Annotated in this window: 17 protein-coding genes and 1 pseudogene; 11 read left to right on the top strand and 7 right to left on the bottom strand. The window is 35.6% G+C overall.

The genetic code is table 11. The features are described 5' to 3' along the window. Positions 1-72: 72 nt before the first annotated feature. Together F4V44_RS14215 and F4V44_RS14210 are read right to left on the bottom strand one after the other, a co-directional pair. Positions 73-858 carry an SDR family oxidoreductase gene (locus F4V44_RS14215; RefSeq protein ID WP_150440685.1) on the bottom strand — a complete coding sequence of 262 codons (786 nt, stop codon included), beginning with the start codon at positions 856-858 and terminating at the stop codon, positions 73-75. Next, positions 771-1064, bottom strand: coding sequence for a hypothetical protein (locus F4V44_RS14210; RefSeq protein ID WP_150440684.1), 294 nt, complete (start codon positions 1062-1064; stop codon positions 771-773). Before F4V44_RS14210 ends, F4V44_RS14215 begins: the two co-directional genes overlap by 88 nt. Positions 1065-1149: 85 nt before the next feature. On the opposite strand from F4V44_RS14210, the gene F4V44_RS27385 reads away from it, so the two are divergent. Further along, the gene (locus tag F4V44_RS27385; RefSeq protein WP_191090685.1) at positions 1150-1293 is read left to right on the top strand and encodes a hypothetical protein; all 144 of its coding nucleotides are present in this window, start codon (positions 1150-1152) and stop codon (positions 1291-1293) included. Between the two features lie 322 nt (positions 1294-1615). On the opposite strand, the gene F4V44_RS14205 is transcribed toward F4V44_RS27385, so the two are convergent. Then, on the bottom strand, positions 1616-2443 hold the full coding sequence (locus F4V44_RS14205; RefSeq protein WP_150440683.1) for a TrmB family transcriptional regulator: 828 nt from the start codon (positions 2441-2443) through the stop codon (positions 1616-1618). Positions 2444-2584: 141 nt separating this feature from the next. Here F4V44_RS14205 and F4V44_RS14200 point away from each other — a divergent pair, with 141 nt between their 5' ends. Together F4V44_RS14200 and F4V44_RS14195 are read left to right on the top strand one after the other, a co-directional pair. Then, a complete protein-coding gene (locus tag F4V44_RS14200) occupies positions 2585-3214 on the top strand; it encodes a homoserine/threonine efflux transporter (protein WP_150440682.1) in 630 nt (209 codons plus the stop codon). Between the two features lie 619 nt (positions 3215-3833). Then, complete coding sequence (locus tag F4V44_RS14195) at positions 3834-4343, top strand: hypothetical protein (protein WP_223881895.1); 510 nt, start codon at positions 3834-3836, stop codon at positions 4341-4343. Between the two features lie 77 nt (positions 4344-4420). Here the strand turns inward: F4V44_RS14195 and F4V44_RS27380 are convergent, their stop codons facing one another. Beyond that, complete coding sequence (locus tag F4V44_RS27380) at positions 4421-4594, bottom strand: hypothetical protein (protein WP_191090684.1); 174 nt, start codon at positions 4592-4594, stop codon at positions 4421-4423. Positions 4595-4928: 334 nt separating this feature from the next. Continuing rightward, a complete protein-coding gene (locus tag F4V44_RS14190) occupies positions 4929-5351 on the bottom strand; it encodes a VOC family protein (protein WP_150440751.1) in 423 nt (140 codons plus the stop codon). Positions 5352-5794: 443 nt separating this feature from the next. On the opposite strand from F4V44_RS14190, the gene F4V44_RS28395 reads away from it, so the two are divergent. From F4V44_RS28395 to F4V44_RS14160, 5 genes are all read left to right on the top strand, one after another. Then, the gene (locus F4V44_RS28395) at positions 5795-5974 is read left to right on the top strand and encodes a DUF7010 family protein (protein ID WP_396897501.1); all 180 of its coding nucleotides are present in this window, start codon (positions 5795-5797) and stop codon (positions 5972-5974) included. 361 nt (positions 5975-6335) lie between these two features. Next, positions 6336-6662: a YolD-like family protein gene (locus tag F4V44_RS14180; protein ID WP_191090683.1), complete on the top strand. Its 327-nt coding sequence runs from the start codon at positions 6336-6338 to the stop codon at positions 6660-6662. Positions 6663-6724: 62 nt separating this feature from the next. After that, positions 6725-7987 (top strand): Y-family DNA polymerase, encoded by a 1263-nt coding sequence (locus F4V44_RS14175; protein ID WP_150440680.1) that lies wholly within the window; start codon positions 6725-6727, stop codon positions 7985-7987. Positions 7988-8641: 654 nt separating this feature from the next. Continuing rightward, positions 8642-9163: an RNA polymerase sigma factor gene (locus F4V44_RS14165; protein WP_317978329.1), complete on the top strand. Its 522-nt coding sequence runs from the start codon at positions 8642-8644 to the stop codon at positions 9161-9163. Further along, positions 9156-10052, top strand: a complete 897-nt coding sequence (locus F4V44_RS14160) for a hypothetical protein (protein WP_150440677.1) — start codon at positions 9156-9158, stop codon at positions 10050-10052. Before F4V44_RS14165 ends, F4V44_RS14160 begins: the two co-directional genes overlap by 8 nt. 354 nt (positions 10053-10406) lie before the next feature. Here F4V44_RS14160 and F4V44_RS14155 read toward each other — a convergent pair whose 3' ends face one another. Beyond that, positions 10407-11213, bottom strand: coding sequence for a cupin domain-containing protein (locus F4V44_RS14155; protein ID WP_150440676.1), 807 nt, complete (start codon positions 11211-11213; stop codon positions 10407-10409). Positions 11214-11512: 299 nt separating this feature from the next. Between F4V44_RS14155 and F4V44_RS14150 the strand changes: the two are divergent. Further along, a pseudogene (locus tag F4V44_RS14150) lies at positions 11513-11944 on the top strand (ferritin family protein); the annotation flags it as partial. 194 nt (positions 11945-12138) lie between these two features. Then, a complete protein-coding gene (locus F4V44_RS14145; RefSeq protein WP_150440674.1) occupies positions 12139-12732 on the top strand; it encodes a peroxiredoxin in 594 nt (197 codons plus the stop codon). 650 nt (positions 12733-13382) lie between these two features. Here F4V44_RS14145 and F4V44_RS14140 read toward each other — a convergent pair. Next, entirely contained in the window at positions 13383-14552 is a 1170-nt protein-coding gene (locus F4V44_RS14140; protein WP_150440673.1) for a pyridoxal-phosphate-dependent aminotransferase family protein, read from the bottom strand. Positions 14553-15035: 483 nt separating this feature from the next. Here F4V44_RS14140 and F4V44_RS14135 point away from each other — a divergent pair, with 483 nt between their 5' ends. After that, positions 15036-15293: a hypothetical protein gene (locus tag F4V44_RS14135; RefSeq protein WP_150440672.1), complete on the top strand. Its 258-nt coding sequence runs from the start codon at positions 15036-15038 to the stop codon at positions 15291-15293. The last annotated feature ends 169 nt before the right edge of the window (positions 15294-15462 follow it).

Genomic DNA, 15462 nt, shown 5'->3' with positions numbered 1-15462 from the left:
CACCAGTCTTCTCTCTTTTCCCTTTTTATCAACAGCCCCATACTACAGGTTAAAAGAACCGGATGAATCGTCCTAGATATCCATCTCCCACCACTTTTGTTCTTCTTGCTTCATCTGTTTCTCCGTTTGCTGAGGATAGGCGGTTCGGAATTTATGATGGTCAGCTGGGATGATTTCTACCATTTTTGCAATTATCTCTTCCGGGTTAAACTGGTTGTTTAACCTCTCTTCCGCCTTTTTTATATCCTCTTTTCTCGTGAAGTTTTTCTCTTCATCGTACCATTTCCATAGCTCTTCTCCCGCCCGATCATTAAAGCCTGTCTTGAAAGCACCAGGGTTAATGGTAGCAACTTTTACTCCAAATCCTTGAAGTTCCAACTTTAGTGTATGGGCAATGGCTTCAATCACGTGCTTTGTAGCGGCATATGGACCGTTATATGGAGATGCCAAAATTCCAGAAATCGAACTCATAAAGACTATTTTTCCGCTTCCCTTTTCAACCATCTTCCGTGCAGCTATCTGTACTGTTTCCAAGGTTGCGAAAACATTTACCTCAAAAACTGCCCGAAACCTATCCATCGGCACTTCCCCGAGCGGCCCTCGTTCATTAATGGCAGCATTTGCAACAAATACGTCAAAATCATACTTCTCAATCTGTTCCAGATCCAAAGGGTTCGTAATATCAACTTTAATCACTTCTATATCCAGTTCCAGGTCATTTACTTCCCGCAGAAGGTCTGTTTTTTGAGAAGTCAGCTCTGTAGTCGCAATCACACGATGCCCTTTTTTAGCAAGACCAATGGCTGCACCTCTGCCAAGCCCAGTGCCTGCACCAGTAATGAAAATTGTTTTGCCCATGTTACATTCCCCCATTCGAAATAGCATGCCAATTTATTTTTCCCAATAGCAGTAAGGGCATACCAAACATAGGTAACTTTACCTATTCTTGCAGGATCAATGATGTCGTCGACTGCCTCGTTAGTAGAAACAACAAAAAAAGCAGCCGAAGCAGCCTTCTTTAATTTTTTAGGAGGAAGAGGGTCAACAACAGGTTGTATAAACACTCCGAGTCACTCGACGAACCTGAATAATAAGAAGATTTTCTACGGATAATAGATGGTGAAAAAAACTATTAGGAGGCTTACCTAGGTGAAGACAAACAAAGGACAACAAAATAATAAAATAAACAGTAAGGAACAGATTTTACAAAATAAAACGGACAATTCGCAGATAAAAGAGAGTGTCTCTGCCCAAAAAGACGGATTTCGCTATGATTACAATGATGATTTTTAATGCAGACATATTAAAGTAAAGTATCAAGTATCGGAAAAGAACAAAAAATGATGCATCACCTTAAAGTTTACTATTTATATTCATAATAGTGATTGGAAGACGCCTATATTCATCTAAATGCTAGCTCTATCCTTGAGCCAGCTTGAACCGCATATTAAAAAGCCAACATACGCAGGTAATGTATAAAAACTTGCATATTTTAGGCTTTTTAATTTTATTCATTATTGTGTTAAAGCACCTAGTTCGTTGAAGAAGAACAGTCTATTTGCTATGAAGAAATGCTGTTCTTCTTATTTTGTAAGAAACAGACAATAGTACAAATTTATTTTACATAATGTTTTTTAAAATCTGGATGAATAGAAAATTTACGGCGTAAATTCACGAGGTTTTCCCCAAAACTTTCCTCTAAAAGTTCTCTATGTTTCTCTATAATTTCCATGAGATACAAATCATGAATGATGAATTCTGTAATTGGCATTACTAAACCTACATGCCTTGTCCATGCTGCACGGCTATCTTTACCCAACGAGACAATTCCTGCTACTACTTCTGTATCATCTGCACTAATAACCAGCCATCGTCCACCATACTCTTCTGTAATTTCATGACCCATATAATGAAGGTAAACATTAGCAAAATTAGCGGAGATTTCCCCATAAGCAATAATTGTTACGTTGACCCCTCTTTTTGCTGCGTGTCTTAGTTCAGACTCCAATTCTTCGAATTCTTCTTTCCAAACCTCTAAGAGAATTCTTTTTTTTGCAGATAATATACAATCTTTTACCTTATGGAGTATTTCACTTTGTCCCGTGATATTCCAGATATTTTCACGGTTATCTGCAGAACGTCCGAGCTCCGCTAATGATTTTTCAGCCAGTTCAAAATTCTCTTCCGCTTCCCTTCGGCGATTTTTAATTAGCTCCTTTGCAGGAACAGGAGTATATTGTGGAGTGTTTCCAGGACTAACCAGAATATCTCCTCGTAGGGCGAGACTATCTAGAACTTCATATATTCTTGAACGTGGTACACCAGAATTTTTCGCTACTGCATATCCAGTTAATGGAGATTCCTCCAATAAGGTAACATACGCTTTAGCTTCATATTCTGTAAAATTTAGTTTCTTTAATGTTCCGAAAATAGTTTCTTTCATAAACCCTCCAACACAATATTAGTCGCTACCTTAGTAACTAATATTTTACCAAAATCTGTTGATTATTTCCAAATCTTTCTGATATACTCGTATAAGTAGTTACTTTGGTAGTCACTATTATAAAAGGAAGGGAGAAACAACATGGATAGCTTACTAACATACATTTCAATTGCTGCAATGATGGTTGTAATACCTGGAGCAGATACTATGCTACTGGTGAAAAACACGCTTAGCTATGGTCCAAGATCTGGACGTTATACGGTTCTCGGAATGGCAACTGGACTTTCTTTTTGGACGCTTATTGCTATTCTTGGATTATCTGTTGTCATTGCAAAGTCTGTAATTCTTTTTAGTACAATCAAATATTTGGGAGCTGCCTACTTAATTTATTTGGGTGTAAAAAGTTTTTTTGCCAAAAGTGTGTTTTCTTTGGAGGAAATTCAAGCACAAGCGAATGCACCTATCAATTCTTCAAGTCGGCATAATAAAGAGGCCTTTATGCAAGCATTAGTTAGTAATGTACTTAATCCAAAGACTGTTTTGGTTTATATAACTGTCATGCCTCAATTTATCGATTTGAACGAAAATGTAAATCAGCAATTGATTGTGTTAGCATCAATCCTTACTTTACTCGCTGTGTTATGGTTTCTAACCCTTGTTTATGTAATTGATTATGCAAAAAAGTGGTTGAATAATTCCAAATTCCAGAAAGTATTCCAAAAATCATCTGGCTTAATTTTAGTAGGTTTTGGCGTTAAAACAGGAATATAGAAAGCTAAAATTAATGTGTTTACTTTACTCTCACAGCACAAGATATGTTATCTGAGAAAGTGTTTATAGATTCTGGCAAGCAGCCTGTATTCAAGACAATTTATATTTTAGTTACAACTTGAAGTTCTAAAGCCAAATTTCTAGGTGCTACAACAAGAAATTTAGCATTTTTTATTTAGATTCACTTAAATTTTATTCTGCATTTCTCTAACGCTTTCCGTAATTACTCTTTTCCTTCTTCAACTCTAACCGTTGAAGAGAGATCTGTTCCGTAACTCCTAAGTTATGACATTAACTAAACAAAAAAGACCACCTCGTATGATAACGGCTTCTCTTTTGGGCGAGAAAAGTAGTAATTGAATAGCAAAAAAAAAACAGACCAAATAATAAACTTTTGGTCTGTTTTTTTTTCCTATAAATCAAGATTTTGGTTTTAATGTTAATATAAATAGCAGAAAATTAGCAATTAAAATATCGTTGGACAATAACCATTGTCTTTGCTATTTATAGTACTGTTTTAATGGTTAAAACGCGACATACTTTACTTGAGATAATTAAAGGTTTTAATTGGTAAATGTTGTATAATGCAATAAAGACTTGAACAATAGGAGTGATTTTTTTGAAACTAAAATCTATGGTATTTATTGTATTAAGTATGATTTTTTTGGCTGCAGGTTGCTCTACAAATGGAACAGTTGAAAATAAGTTGTCTCTGCCTAAAAATATACCCGATTTTGTTCAAAAAGGTGATTTTGAAAAGATAGATTGGGATAGAACAGTTACCGAGTTTGATACAGGTACTAGAGATGATATGATTGGTAACAAAAATAAACTTGGAATAATAGGTCCGAAATTACAACCTAGTAAAGTCGAAAAATGGTTATGGCATTTTTGGGGGATTGATAAAGGTGAACTTACAGTTGTAGGTTACAATAAAGATACTTCAAAAATAACACCAGTATTAAGTGATGGCGATTGGTCGAGGGATGGTATTGGTGGTGGCAAGATTGAAGGTGCAGATGCGAGTATACCGTCGAATGTCATCTTGCCAGAAGCAGGAAAATGGGCATTGTTAGTATATATTGATGACAAATTATTCGATACATTAGTTTTCAAAATTAATGAATAATGAATATGCTTTTTTATTCTTATTTCTTTTAACAGGGTAGAAGACCATCGAAAATGATGGTCTATTTTTTGTTATTACTAAAGCCCACTTTTGTTCCATTCGTTATTTATAATGAGTACCTCTTCTTTTTTTACTAACTTAGCATCGCCAAAAAATTTTGAATTTTCCTTTTGTATTTCAATTTGTCCGTTTCCGTAATCATGTAAAACGGTATAATTTTCATTATTATAGACAACTTTTTGTCCTTTCAATGTCTTTCTCCCTCCTACAGTCCCTTTACCCTATCACATTAATCAGTTTAACGCTTTTGTGCGTTAAAGTAAATTAGTCAGAGTTGTTTAACTATTTGGCCGTTAGTTAAAGAAGAAAGCATTCCACAACTCTTAAGTTAAGACCTGTCTGAGACCGTTATAGTCTTTTAAAGACATTAAAAAAAGTCGATTCCCAAATTTAAGAATCGACTTTACACACTTCATTCTGTTGTAGCGCCCTTTCATTGAAGAAGCTTGGCCTCTTATGATTTACTCATTAGCAACACAAACCTTGTATTTGCAACTGAGTAAGCCTCCTGTCCTCATACTACGGTTACTCTCCTGGGACATTCACTTGGAAAGTAACGCCGAACTTGTCCTTTACTTGCCCATACAAGGGGCTCCAATCCGTTTTCTGAAGGGGCATAATGACTTGTCCGCCATCTTCCAAAGCAGCAAAGATTTCTCTAGCTCTAGCCTCTTCTTTGGGATGGATGGCCATCTGAATTGAATTGCCTGGCTGATAAGGCATGCCTTCGTAGGTATCGCTGAACATGAGATCTGCTTCTCCGACTTTCAAATGTGCATGCATCACGCGATCCTTCATGTTATCCGGCAATGGATAATTAGGGTCTGCCGGCATATCCCCGAACGTCATGATACCCATTACTTTCCCGCCAAGCGCTTTCTCATAAAAATGGACTGCTTCTCTCGTGTTACCATCAAAAATCAAATACGGGTTCAAACCAATTGACATCATTTAACATCTCCTTCGTTCTAATGTTTTTACCATGCGTAAGTCATTTCCTAGTGGCAGTAACTAGCAACTATTATTACCATAAGCATATTATACAAAACAGAACGTATGTTTGTAAACAAAAACACAATTGAATACTAACAATTGTTCACATTACACTTACACCCTTTTTGATGGTTATCATTTCAGTAATTAAATCTGGATTTTTCTAACCTACTTCCACATCCATATTTCGATATTTACTTATTTTGTTATTATGAAGGTTCTGAATGGTTTTAGTTGGCTCTCTTAGTCATTTTTTTGCTTCGTTCATTATCAGTAACTGTCCCTAAATCCAGTGTAATATTCACTATATAAATATTCAAATACTAAAATAACAAGTGATTAAGTTCTATATATCTGTACTTTTTTATATAAAAAAGGCCAACTGTTGTTGACCCTACATGTGGATTTACAAAAGTAAAGCTTACTTATTTGTTACTCTAACTACCTGTATATCCTCTCTAATCTTAGGTGGATTCTTTGTTGAACTGGCCTTTACGCTGGTTCCTTTGGCTATTTCTATTGCGTATAGTATTGGTGTTCTACTAATTTTTAGAGAACTAAAAGCCAATCCTGTTTAATCACCTATTAATAGGTGATTTTTTAATTCCGTTGTTGCGTAACTTGGGTCAATTAAGCATCACAGAACAACAAAAAAGATACAATGCCTATACAAGGATTGCGCCCGATTCGAGAAAAGTGGGTTCAGCGATGATTCTTGTTTTTGACCGTACAGATAGTTGTTGAAGTATAAAGGCTTTGACATATATACACGGTTGAAGCCATCTTCTATACGGAGATCTACTTCAATAAACTCAAACTTAGGGTAATACTTAAGATTTTCAGTCATTAACTCATTAGTATATAAGCAAACTTCTATAAGAAAATTTTCCCTTTAAATAAGAACATATGTTTAGTAAAATAAAGAAGGAGGCGATATTCATGATGGATAGAGGTTTAATGAAGTGGAACGGATTTTTCATGCCGGAACAAAAAGAATTAATAAGACAAATATACAAAGAAAGCCTAAAGACAGAAAAACCAATCCTAGACGAAGAACAATTACATAAAATGAGCGATTTGTTGGTAAGAAGTATGCAAGATAATAAGCAAATGATATTAACACTATGGATGGATGGATACATAAGAGATGTTGGGCCAGTGAGTATACATAAGATTGATCAGCATCAGCGCAACTTATATGTCTTTTACAAAGACGTTCAACAAATTTTTCATTTTGACTCTATAATAGGAGTTAAAAACATTTAAATACAAAAGTGAAAAACTGGGTCTTCTAACTTTTAATGAATGATTTAAGTTGAGGTGATTTAATGGATTATAGTCCATTTCCTAATCGTTCAATCCTCTGTGTGGATATGAAAAGCTTCTATAGTAGTTGCGCTGCTGTGATGCTTGGACTTGACCCAATGACCTGTTATTTAGCTGTTGTCGGTCATACAGATCGTCAAGGAAGTGTCGTTTTAGCAGCATCACCTGCTTTAAAAAGAGAATTTAACATTAAGACGGGATCGAGACTCTTCGAGATTCCTAATAATCCTAAAATTCATATTGTAAACCCTAGTATGTCTTCCTATCTAAAAACATCAGCAGCCATCATCCAACTCTTTAACCGTTTTGTACCATTTTCTGATATGCATCCTTATTCCGTTGATGAAAGTTTTTTAGATGTAACAGGAGTCAGAAGATTATGGGGAGATCCTGAAACCATTGCATTCAAAATCCAAGAGACGATCAAGAAAGAGTTCGGCCTTCCTTCTACTATAGGAATCGGCCCAAATATGCTGTTGGCCAAACTATGTTTAGACTTAGAAGCGAAGCATTCAACCACAGGCATTGCTAAATGGACATATGATGATGTTCAAGCAAAGCTATGGCCCACCTATCCTTTAAGTCAAATGTGGGGGATTGGTCCAAGGATGGAAAGAAATTTAAATGGTATGGGAATATTCAATGTAGGTGCCTTAGCCAATTATCCTCTTAAACTATTAGAAAAGAAATTTGGTGTAATGGGACGCCAGATCCATCAACATGCCTGGGGCATTGATTTTTCTAAAATAGGTGATCCGGTCAAACAAGAGCAAGTGAGCTTTGGCAAAAGTCAAATTTTACTTAGAGATTACCCCAATCCAAAGGATGTCAAACAGGTAATCCTGGAAATGTGTGAAGAGGTAGCTAGACAGGCACGAAAATATAAAAAGTCTGGGCGAACCGTAAGTTTAGGGATTGGGTATAGTAAAGATGAATTTGGCGGCGGATTTCATCGAGCAAAATCACTAGACTATCCTACGAATATAACATTGGAAATGTATCAAACCTGTCTAACACTCTTCGATACTTTTTATTCTAATAAGACAGTTAGACAAATCTCTGTGACATTATCCAATATCGAAGACGATGACACTATACAACTGGACTTGTTTCAACAGGACCGCGAAAAACAACGGATACTTGGCTATGTGATGGATGCCATTCGAGATAAGTATGGCCCGATGGCATTGTTAAGAGGTGTTTCCTACACACATGCAGGTACAGCACGGTATCGATCTCATTTAGTTGGAGGCCATCATTCCTGAGTGTTAGAAAGGGCTGTCCCATAAGGTGTCTGGCATCCACAATTTATCGATATTCAGTGCGATTTTACGCAAAGTGATACTAGATATTGTATTGTGTTGCCTGACACCTTTGCTTTAGGACCCTTCATCTTTTTTGCATCCCATGCCCTCTGTGCTTCATCAAAAATAATCACCTGTTCTTCAGGTACTTCTCACTCTCTCAATCCCACTCCACACTCATCGCAAGTCCTTCCCTTTTTCATCAAAAGCCTATACTAATCGTACAATCCCCATAACAAGCCGTAACATCCATACACTCATCTTTCTTTTTATTATTTTTTGTATTCAAATGACCGCTAGAAATGACACGACCTTTACCACTTAAAAACATAAAATCACTCTGTTAAAACAAAAGACTACTATTCTTTTAACAAATAAATAATAATATAAATTTTGGAGATCAGTTAAAAAAGTTATACTTAGAATGAAATAGAGAAGAAAGCTGTTGGGCTAGTAAAGTAGCCTAGTTGGAGAAGGATTATGTTATAGTTGATTTCTTTATCATCGTCTAACCAAGGACGATTTTTTTATTTTAAGAAAAAAATAAAATAATTTAAGCCAAACAAGGCGTTCGTTTGTCTAATAAGTATAAGACAAAAAAAGAGAGGATGAACCATTATTATTTGTTTAGTCAAAAAAGCTCAAAAAGGCGATGACAAAGCCTTCTTAAAACTTTATCAACAATACCAAGAAGATATATACCGTATCGTTTATGTTTATGTAAAAAATCAAAATGATGCTTTGGATGTGGTTCAAGAGGTAGCATACCTTTCATTTAAAAATATACATACATTGAAAAATCCAGAGCATTTCAAAACCTGGTTAATCAAAATAGCTATCACTTGTTCTATTAATTTGATTAAAAAAAATCAAAAAGTGATTCAATTAAAACCAGAAGATGAAGAGTTTATCGGTTTAGAAGATGAAGATGTTTCCCTTTCGATTACCCTTCAAGAATTACTCGAACAGTTAAATGAAGATGAAAAGAGCGTCGTCATTTTAAAATTCTACGAAGGTTATTCATTTAAAGAAATAGCAGATTTATTGAATATACCTTTAGGAACGGCAAAATCCGTGCTATATCGTGCATTAAATAAACTTCGAAAAAATCTTAAGGAGGCTGATATTTGTGAATAACATAAAACAAGAATTGGAAAAGATTGAAATTCCTAAAGAATTAAATTATAGGGTGGCTTTAGGGATTAAGCAAGCCAATATGGAAGAAAAGAGAAAGAAAAGATACTCGAAGAAGTGGATACTTGGTTCAGTTGCTTCCATGATGATTATTGGAACGGGTTTCGCTTTTGCTGGTTCACACATAGTAGACGCAACTAGCTCATTAATCAATCAATTGTTCGGCTCTAAGGAAGAGTTGATACAATCCTTACCTGATGAACCTAAAGAGAGTTTGAACTCGTTTGAACAACACTTGGCATTTGCAGAACAGTATTTATCGGAGGAGGAATTTGCTACATACAGTCAATTAATCAAAGAGCAAATTAAAATAGTGAGCAACATACAAACTGAAAATAGGAAACCGAATATAGAAGAGGAACAACGACTAGAAGAGCTTTCTGCTGCCATAGAGATTTATGATGCGAAGTTGAATACCTTTACTACTCATACAATAGATGAGGCTCAACAAATGATAGACTACCCTATTACCAAACCAACATTTATACCGGAGGGATACAAACAGGTTAGCGAAGAAATTCATACGGATGAGAGTCATGTTGGTAAAGACCCCATTGTTGAATTAAAGTATAGCAAAGGAGAGTTTGGATTTTGGATTACCCAGCAGAAAATAGATAAAAACCAAAAGGATGAGTTAGAAAAGCGGAATTTCGAACATACAGAATCCTATTCTCTAAAAGAATTTGAATTTGAGTATGTTTACTCTGAAGACACGAACGTCACAGGCATGAGAGTCTTTGTACGAGAAAAAGGATATAAAATGACAATGATTGCAGACATTTTAACAAAAGAAGAAATGGAGGAAATACTGTTATCAATGGTCGAAAAGTAAATGAGAATTTTCCATATGAGGGCGAATCCTAAGTATAATCACATTCCTATCCAACGGACGCTTTAATTGAATAGAAAAGACCCTCCATTAAGATGAACGGGTTCGGTTGACGGGGAGAAAATATTCAATAACAGACTAATTGGGGACATCATTCACATATGAATGGGTGTCCCTCTTTTTGTTGTTATATCCATACTTTAATGGATTTAATACACTAATTAACACACAAATTGAAAATAAAAATGTCGCATAATAACACAAAAAAACTCGCCGTGATAGGTGAGTTTTAATGCAGGCAGGAAATAATATAACCTTTTTTCAACAAAAGCATCTGATTGTTTAATTACGGTTGCTTTACATATTTTTGCTTTCCAGAAGAAGTTTGGATTCTCCTGTACGTTCCCATTCTTCTACTGTTTCATATGCTTTTTCAGGAGAATATCCCTTCCCTACAAGAACTCCCATTAGAATAAACTCTTGAAGAATGTGTGTCATATTAATTCCTCTTTTAACGTCCTCCAAGCCTTCTTTTACCAAAAACTCGGTATGTCTTACCCATTCATCTGGAGTCTTTCCGAAAATTACTGTTTTCCCATTTCCATTACCCAAACCTTCTTCCATAGCCATTGCATCTGCCTTAGTCTTATGAACAGTACCAAATGGATGGTTTGGTGGGGCATATATTGAGTATAGTTTCAACGGAACATTTCCTGTATTTGTGATATTGTGCCACATTCCAGCCGGTATCATAATAGCAGAGTCATCAAAGATTCTCCATTGGAAACTTAAATTATCTTTACTTTTGCCCATTTGTACAATCCCCTGACCTTGTTCAACACGTAAGAATTGATCCACATCAGGGTGCACTTCCAATCCGATATCTTCACCAACATTGAGACTCATTAATGTGACTTGCAAATGATTTCCTGTCCAAAGTGCAGTACGATACGTGTTGTTTTGTTTGGTGGCCTCATTGATATTTATAACAAATGGGTTTGCTCCATAATCTTTTAATACGTTTCTGCTATCACCATAAAAAGACCGATAAGAACTAAATGCCAACTCACTAGGAAGAGCCCGATAACCAGTAGGATTTCCGTAAGTATGCGTTGGTACATTTGCATAATAAGGATATTGATACCTATAGGGCACATAGTACATTTTCCTCAATCCCTTCATATTATTCATTATGACTAAATTATCTTATGTACGGTAGAAGAGGAATGTACTTATTAATGTTCAATGACCTCTTCGAGTATCCAAGGTACATTTCGATTCCTTTTATATACTCTATTAAGAGAATAACTTGGAATTAGGAGCTCAATGCACAACAACTGCTCAGCAGCAGGAAAATAATTTAAGAGGTGAAAATACAATCAATGTATGCGAAAAAATTTTACTCCAATAATCAACCCCCTTATCATAATGTGCAACAATCATTGGAAAGACAAAATGCTAACGACTATGGAGCCAAAGGGGCTTTAAATGCCCCAACATTAACCTTACCTCAGATGCTAACTTATGCTTTACAGGACGAATTTCTTGCTCAGGCTAGGTATAATAATATTCTTTTAAACTTTGGTTATAATCGTACATTTGCCCGAATCCAAGAAGCTGAATTAAGGCATATTAGTGCGTTACTTCCTCTTTTTGAACGATATCAAGTACCTATTCCAGAAGATATTTCAAGGATGTTTGTTACTACCCCAGAAACAATAAAAAACGCTTTTGCTTTTGGAGTACAAGGTGAGATAGAGAATATAAGTATGTATAATAAATTTCTTTCTATAAATCTTCCAACGGATGTAAGAACGGTATTTACGCAGTTAAGAAATGCATCATTGAACCATTTGGATGCATTCGAAAGAGGCCTAGCCCGAAATTATGTTTAGAAAAAATAGTTCCCTTTGTGAGCCTAAAGGAAATTTTCCGATGAACTTCATATGCTTCTTTTGAAGGTTATCCATAATTATTTTAATGAAATAAATTGATTATAGATGGTTTCAGAAATTTTAGATACACCAACAATTTATCTGATACATATGGATAAATGAGTTGAACTTTTTGATAAGGAGGGCAATCTCATATGTATGAGGACTGTGTGCAACCATTTTGTGCACAAACAACTGATATAGCACCCCTGTTTGTGACAGAAGCTTACGACAATGTGCAAAAGAAAATTAAAGAAATTCGCCTAGAAAGTTATCGTGGAAAATGGGTAATCTTATTTTTTTATGCAAGTGATTTTACTTTTGTTTGACCGACAGAGTTGGCAGCGGTCGCTGCTGTTTATAATCAACTGAGGCTCCTAAATACAGATGTACTTGCCATAAGTACAGACAGTGTATATTCTCATAAAGTTTTTACTGAGGTATCTCCTTCTGCTTCTCAGGTAACGTTTCCACTATTAAGTGACCGAACACAAAAAATTAGTAAAGCATACAGAGTGTTAAATGAAAAAACTGGTTCTACATTTAGAGCAACCATCATAATAGATCCAGAAGGAACGATTGTTACCAAATTCGTAAATCCACCGGAAGTTGGTCGAAATATTTACGAGATTTTAAGGGTAATTCAAGGGATACAATATAGTAGAAGGACTGGGGAAGGAGTCCCTGCTAATTGGGTACCAGGTCAATCTGGAATTATTAGGGATCCAAAGTACATTGGTAGAATTTAAGGACTACCCAATAATCGTATTTAAATAAAAGTGAATGATTATTATTATATTTTTTCGGTTTCATCGGTAGCGATTCTTTAATGTGTCACTTTTCTGACTCAATTATAGGTTGCGTTGATCCAAGAAGGATTAACGCTTCTTCTCGTTGAATTTGTTGAATTTATTGTACGAACGGTACAGTCTAGATAAAAAAGCCAAGTCGTATTTTTTGTGAATTTATTGCTTGTTTAATTTTTAGGGATACATGCTCATAAACCAGCAATTAACATATGTTATTGTTAATTGCTGGTTTATGAGTGAATTATGTGTACTACTATAATAATTTTCCGTATATGAATTTGTATACCTAAATAAAAATTTTTGATTTACATAATACATTTCATCCATTTAATGGTGTTGATTGTGAAGAATTATACGAACGGGTGCTTTAGTTCAATTAGGTTGGTAAATATTACACCAAAAACATCTCAGAAAAATTGAAGTGACCCCATAAAGTTAGACAGGTTATTTCGTTAGGCAGCTTGTTGGGTCTGAGTTCAATATTGTGACGTGATGCCTGACATTTTTTTTAGACATCCCCTCTTTCTCGGTCATGACCAAAAACTATTTGTGAAATTGTTAGACGAGTTCCTTTGCCTTTAAATAACTTGTTAAATATAAATTGCACTTAATTCTTCTGCTCTATAAGCATCTAGGAATAGTTGTCCCAGATTCCCCTTTCCTTTGAAACCTAAATCACGCAGGCCATGATCGATTACTGTTAATACATGTAGAACTTTTTCAATGAAGGCATTTTCACCCATATGACCAATACGCAAGATGACATCTTCATATTGCGCCAAAGAAGTAGCAATGAATAGATTGGATGTTTCTTGGATGTGTTGTTGTAATCGTAATGCGCCTATTTCTGCTGGAATGATGACGGCAGTGACTGTATTGGAGCATCCTGATTCTAAGAATAATCTTAGTCCATATTCTTGTATAGATTTTCTTACTGCGTTCGCAATTTTCGCATGTCGTTCATAAACCGCCGATTGACCTTCTTTTAAAATATTGTCTAAAGCAACATCTAAAGCCTCAATAGTGCCAGCGGGCATCGTATAAGGCAAGGTTCCTTTTTCCATATATCCGTTGAAAATTTGCAGGTTTGCATAATAGGAAGCAATTGGTATTTTACGATCATTCATCGCTTTTTTAGCGTCCTCACTAATGGAAACAATCGCTAAGCCAACAGGTGCTGAGATAGCCTTTTGAGTACCTCCGCAGCAAATATCGATTTGATTTTGGTCGACATCAATGGGTTCACCCACCATACCAGCTACTGAATCCACCACTGTTAGAATGCCGTATTCCTTTAGTAAGGGAGAAAGTTGGCTGACCTCATTTAAGATGGACGTTGGTGTATCACAATGAACAAATGTTGCATATTTGAAGTCATGATCTTTTTCTAAATAGTTCCGTACTTCTTCAACAGGTATGTCTTTATGATAGTCAAAACTTAAGACAACAGGTTCTCCTCCATACATTCTGACAAAATCTTGAAACCCTTCACCGTATATCCCGTTATCGAGCACAAGGACACGGTCACCCTTTTCAGTTAAGCTCGCACAAGCAGCTTCCAAAGCTAGAATCCCTTCTCCGGCAAGCAGCAGTACTTCATTTGTCGTACCCATGACCCGGCCCATCTTTTGGCATACCTCATGGTAATAGTGGATGAATTCTTTATCAAAATCAGTGTTATTGGTTTTTTTAGCTAACGCCAAGCGTACATTCTCACGTACGTCCGTTGGTCCTGGTGCATAACTTGGTTTAAATCTCATAGCAATCGTTCCTTTTCAATCAGTGTATTTTATGAAGTAACATTAGTAAGAAATTTGTTACGACGTTTAGCTGTTTTAGAAATGTATTATCTTATTATTTCTATTCGAGAATATTATAGTGATACAACCCATGTATTGGATTTATTTTTCTTATTATACATCATTTGTTATATTCGGACGAGATTAGACAGCAAACAAAGGAGAATAATCCATTATAAGAGGTTAGAATAGCCATCTCATCTATACCCGGACGTTGGGTGTTATAGATGAGAAAGGAGATTTGAACGGAGTATGATGTCAGTTTTCTCCATTGAAATGAACCTCGTTTCCAATGAACGAAATTTAATAAAAAAACCTCATAAATCATACTTATCGGTCAAAATAATATAGGCAAATAAGGATAAATTGAGTTTTAAAAGGATACGATACACGAAAAGAATCTCCTAATACACCCTAATTGGAGAAATAGATAAGGTGGAGAACATGAAGTGGATTATAAAATCAAAACATCTAAATGATGAAAATAAAGTAATTGGATTGGAAGTTGAGGATGAAGAAGGCATATTTGATGCCAATTTAAGATGGGACGGCTTTATGGAGATTCATATACCATCCATAACCGAAGAAAATAATGATTTAAAGGACACCATCCGTACGTATGACATTGATGAACTCATTACGAAGTTAAGCGGCCTAAGACAAGTTTGTGTAGACCATTTTGACAATCGGAAAGAAGAATAATACTAAGAGTGCCAGATACCATACAGAAGTGGATGGTATCTGGCATCTTGGGATACCCGAGCGGTTTCCGCCACTATGTTACTCGTTTACTGGATGAGGGAATTACGGTTATGGTGTTAAGAATGAACGGTCTCGGATGGTTCTTCCGCTTCATTCATTTGGAGTTTTT

This window comes from Niallia endozanthoxylica (genome assembly GCF_008710145.1).
Lineage (GTDB): Bacteria > Bacillota > Bacilli > Bacillales > Cytobacillaceae > Bacillus_BD > Bacillus_BD endozanthoxylica.
This window is presented reverse-complemented; position numbering and strand designations above follow the sequence as displayed.

What these genes read in the sequence shown, in the direction of transcription:
- F4V44_RS14215 (WP_150440685.1), bottom strand. Translation starts at nt 858, where the DNA reads ATGGGCAAAACAATTTTCATTACTGGTGCAGGCACTGGGCTTGGCAGA.
- F4V44_RS14205 (WP_150440683.1), bottom strand. Translation starts at nt 2,443, where the DNA reads ATGAAAGAAACTATTTTCGGAACATTAAAGAAACTAAATTTTACAGAA.
- F4V44_RS14200 (WP_150440682.1), top strand. Translation starts at nt 2,585, where the DNA reads ATGGATAGCTTACTAACATACATTTCAATTGCTGCAATGATGGTTGTA.
- F4V44_RS14190 (WP_150440751.1), bottom strand. Translation starts at nt 5,351, where the DNA reads ATGTCAATTGGTTTGAACCCGTATTTGATTTTTGATGGTAACACGAGA.
- F4V44_RS28395 (WP_396897501.1), top strand. Translation starts at nt 5,795, where the DNA reads ATGTGGATTTACAAAAGTAAAGCTTACTTATTTGTTACTCTAACTACC.
- F4V44_RS14180 (WP_191090683.1), top strand. Translation starts at nt 6,336, where the DNA reads ATGATGGATAGAGGTTTAATGAAGTGGAACGGATTTTTCATGCCGGAA.
- F4V44_RS14175 (WP_150440680.1), top strand. Translation starts at nt 6,725, where the DNA reads ATGGATTATAGTCCATTTCCTAATCGTTCAATCCTCTGTGTGGATATG.
- F4V44_RS14155 (WP_150440676.1), bottom strand. Translation starts at nt 11,213, where the DNA reads ATGTACTATGTGCCCTATAGGTATCAATATCCTTATTATGCAAATGTA.
- F4V44_RS14140 (WP_150440673.1), bottom strand. Translation starts at nt 14,552, where the DNA reads ATGAGATTTAAACCAAGTTATGCACCAGGACCAACGGACGTACGTGAG.
- F4V44_RS14135 (WP_150440672.1), top strand. Translation starts at nt 15,036, where the DNA reads ATGAAGTGGATTATAAAATCAAAACATCTAAATGATGAAAATAAAGTA.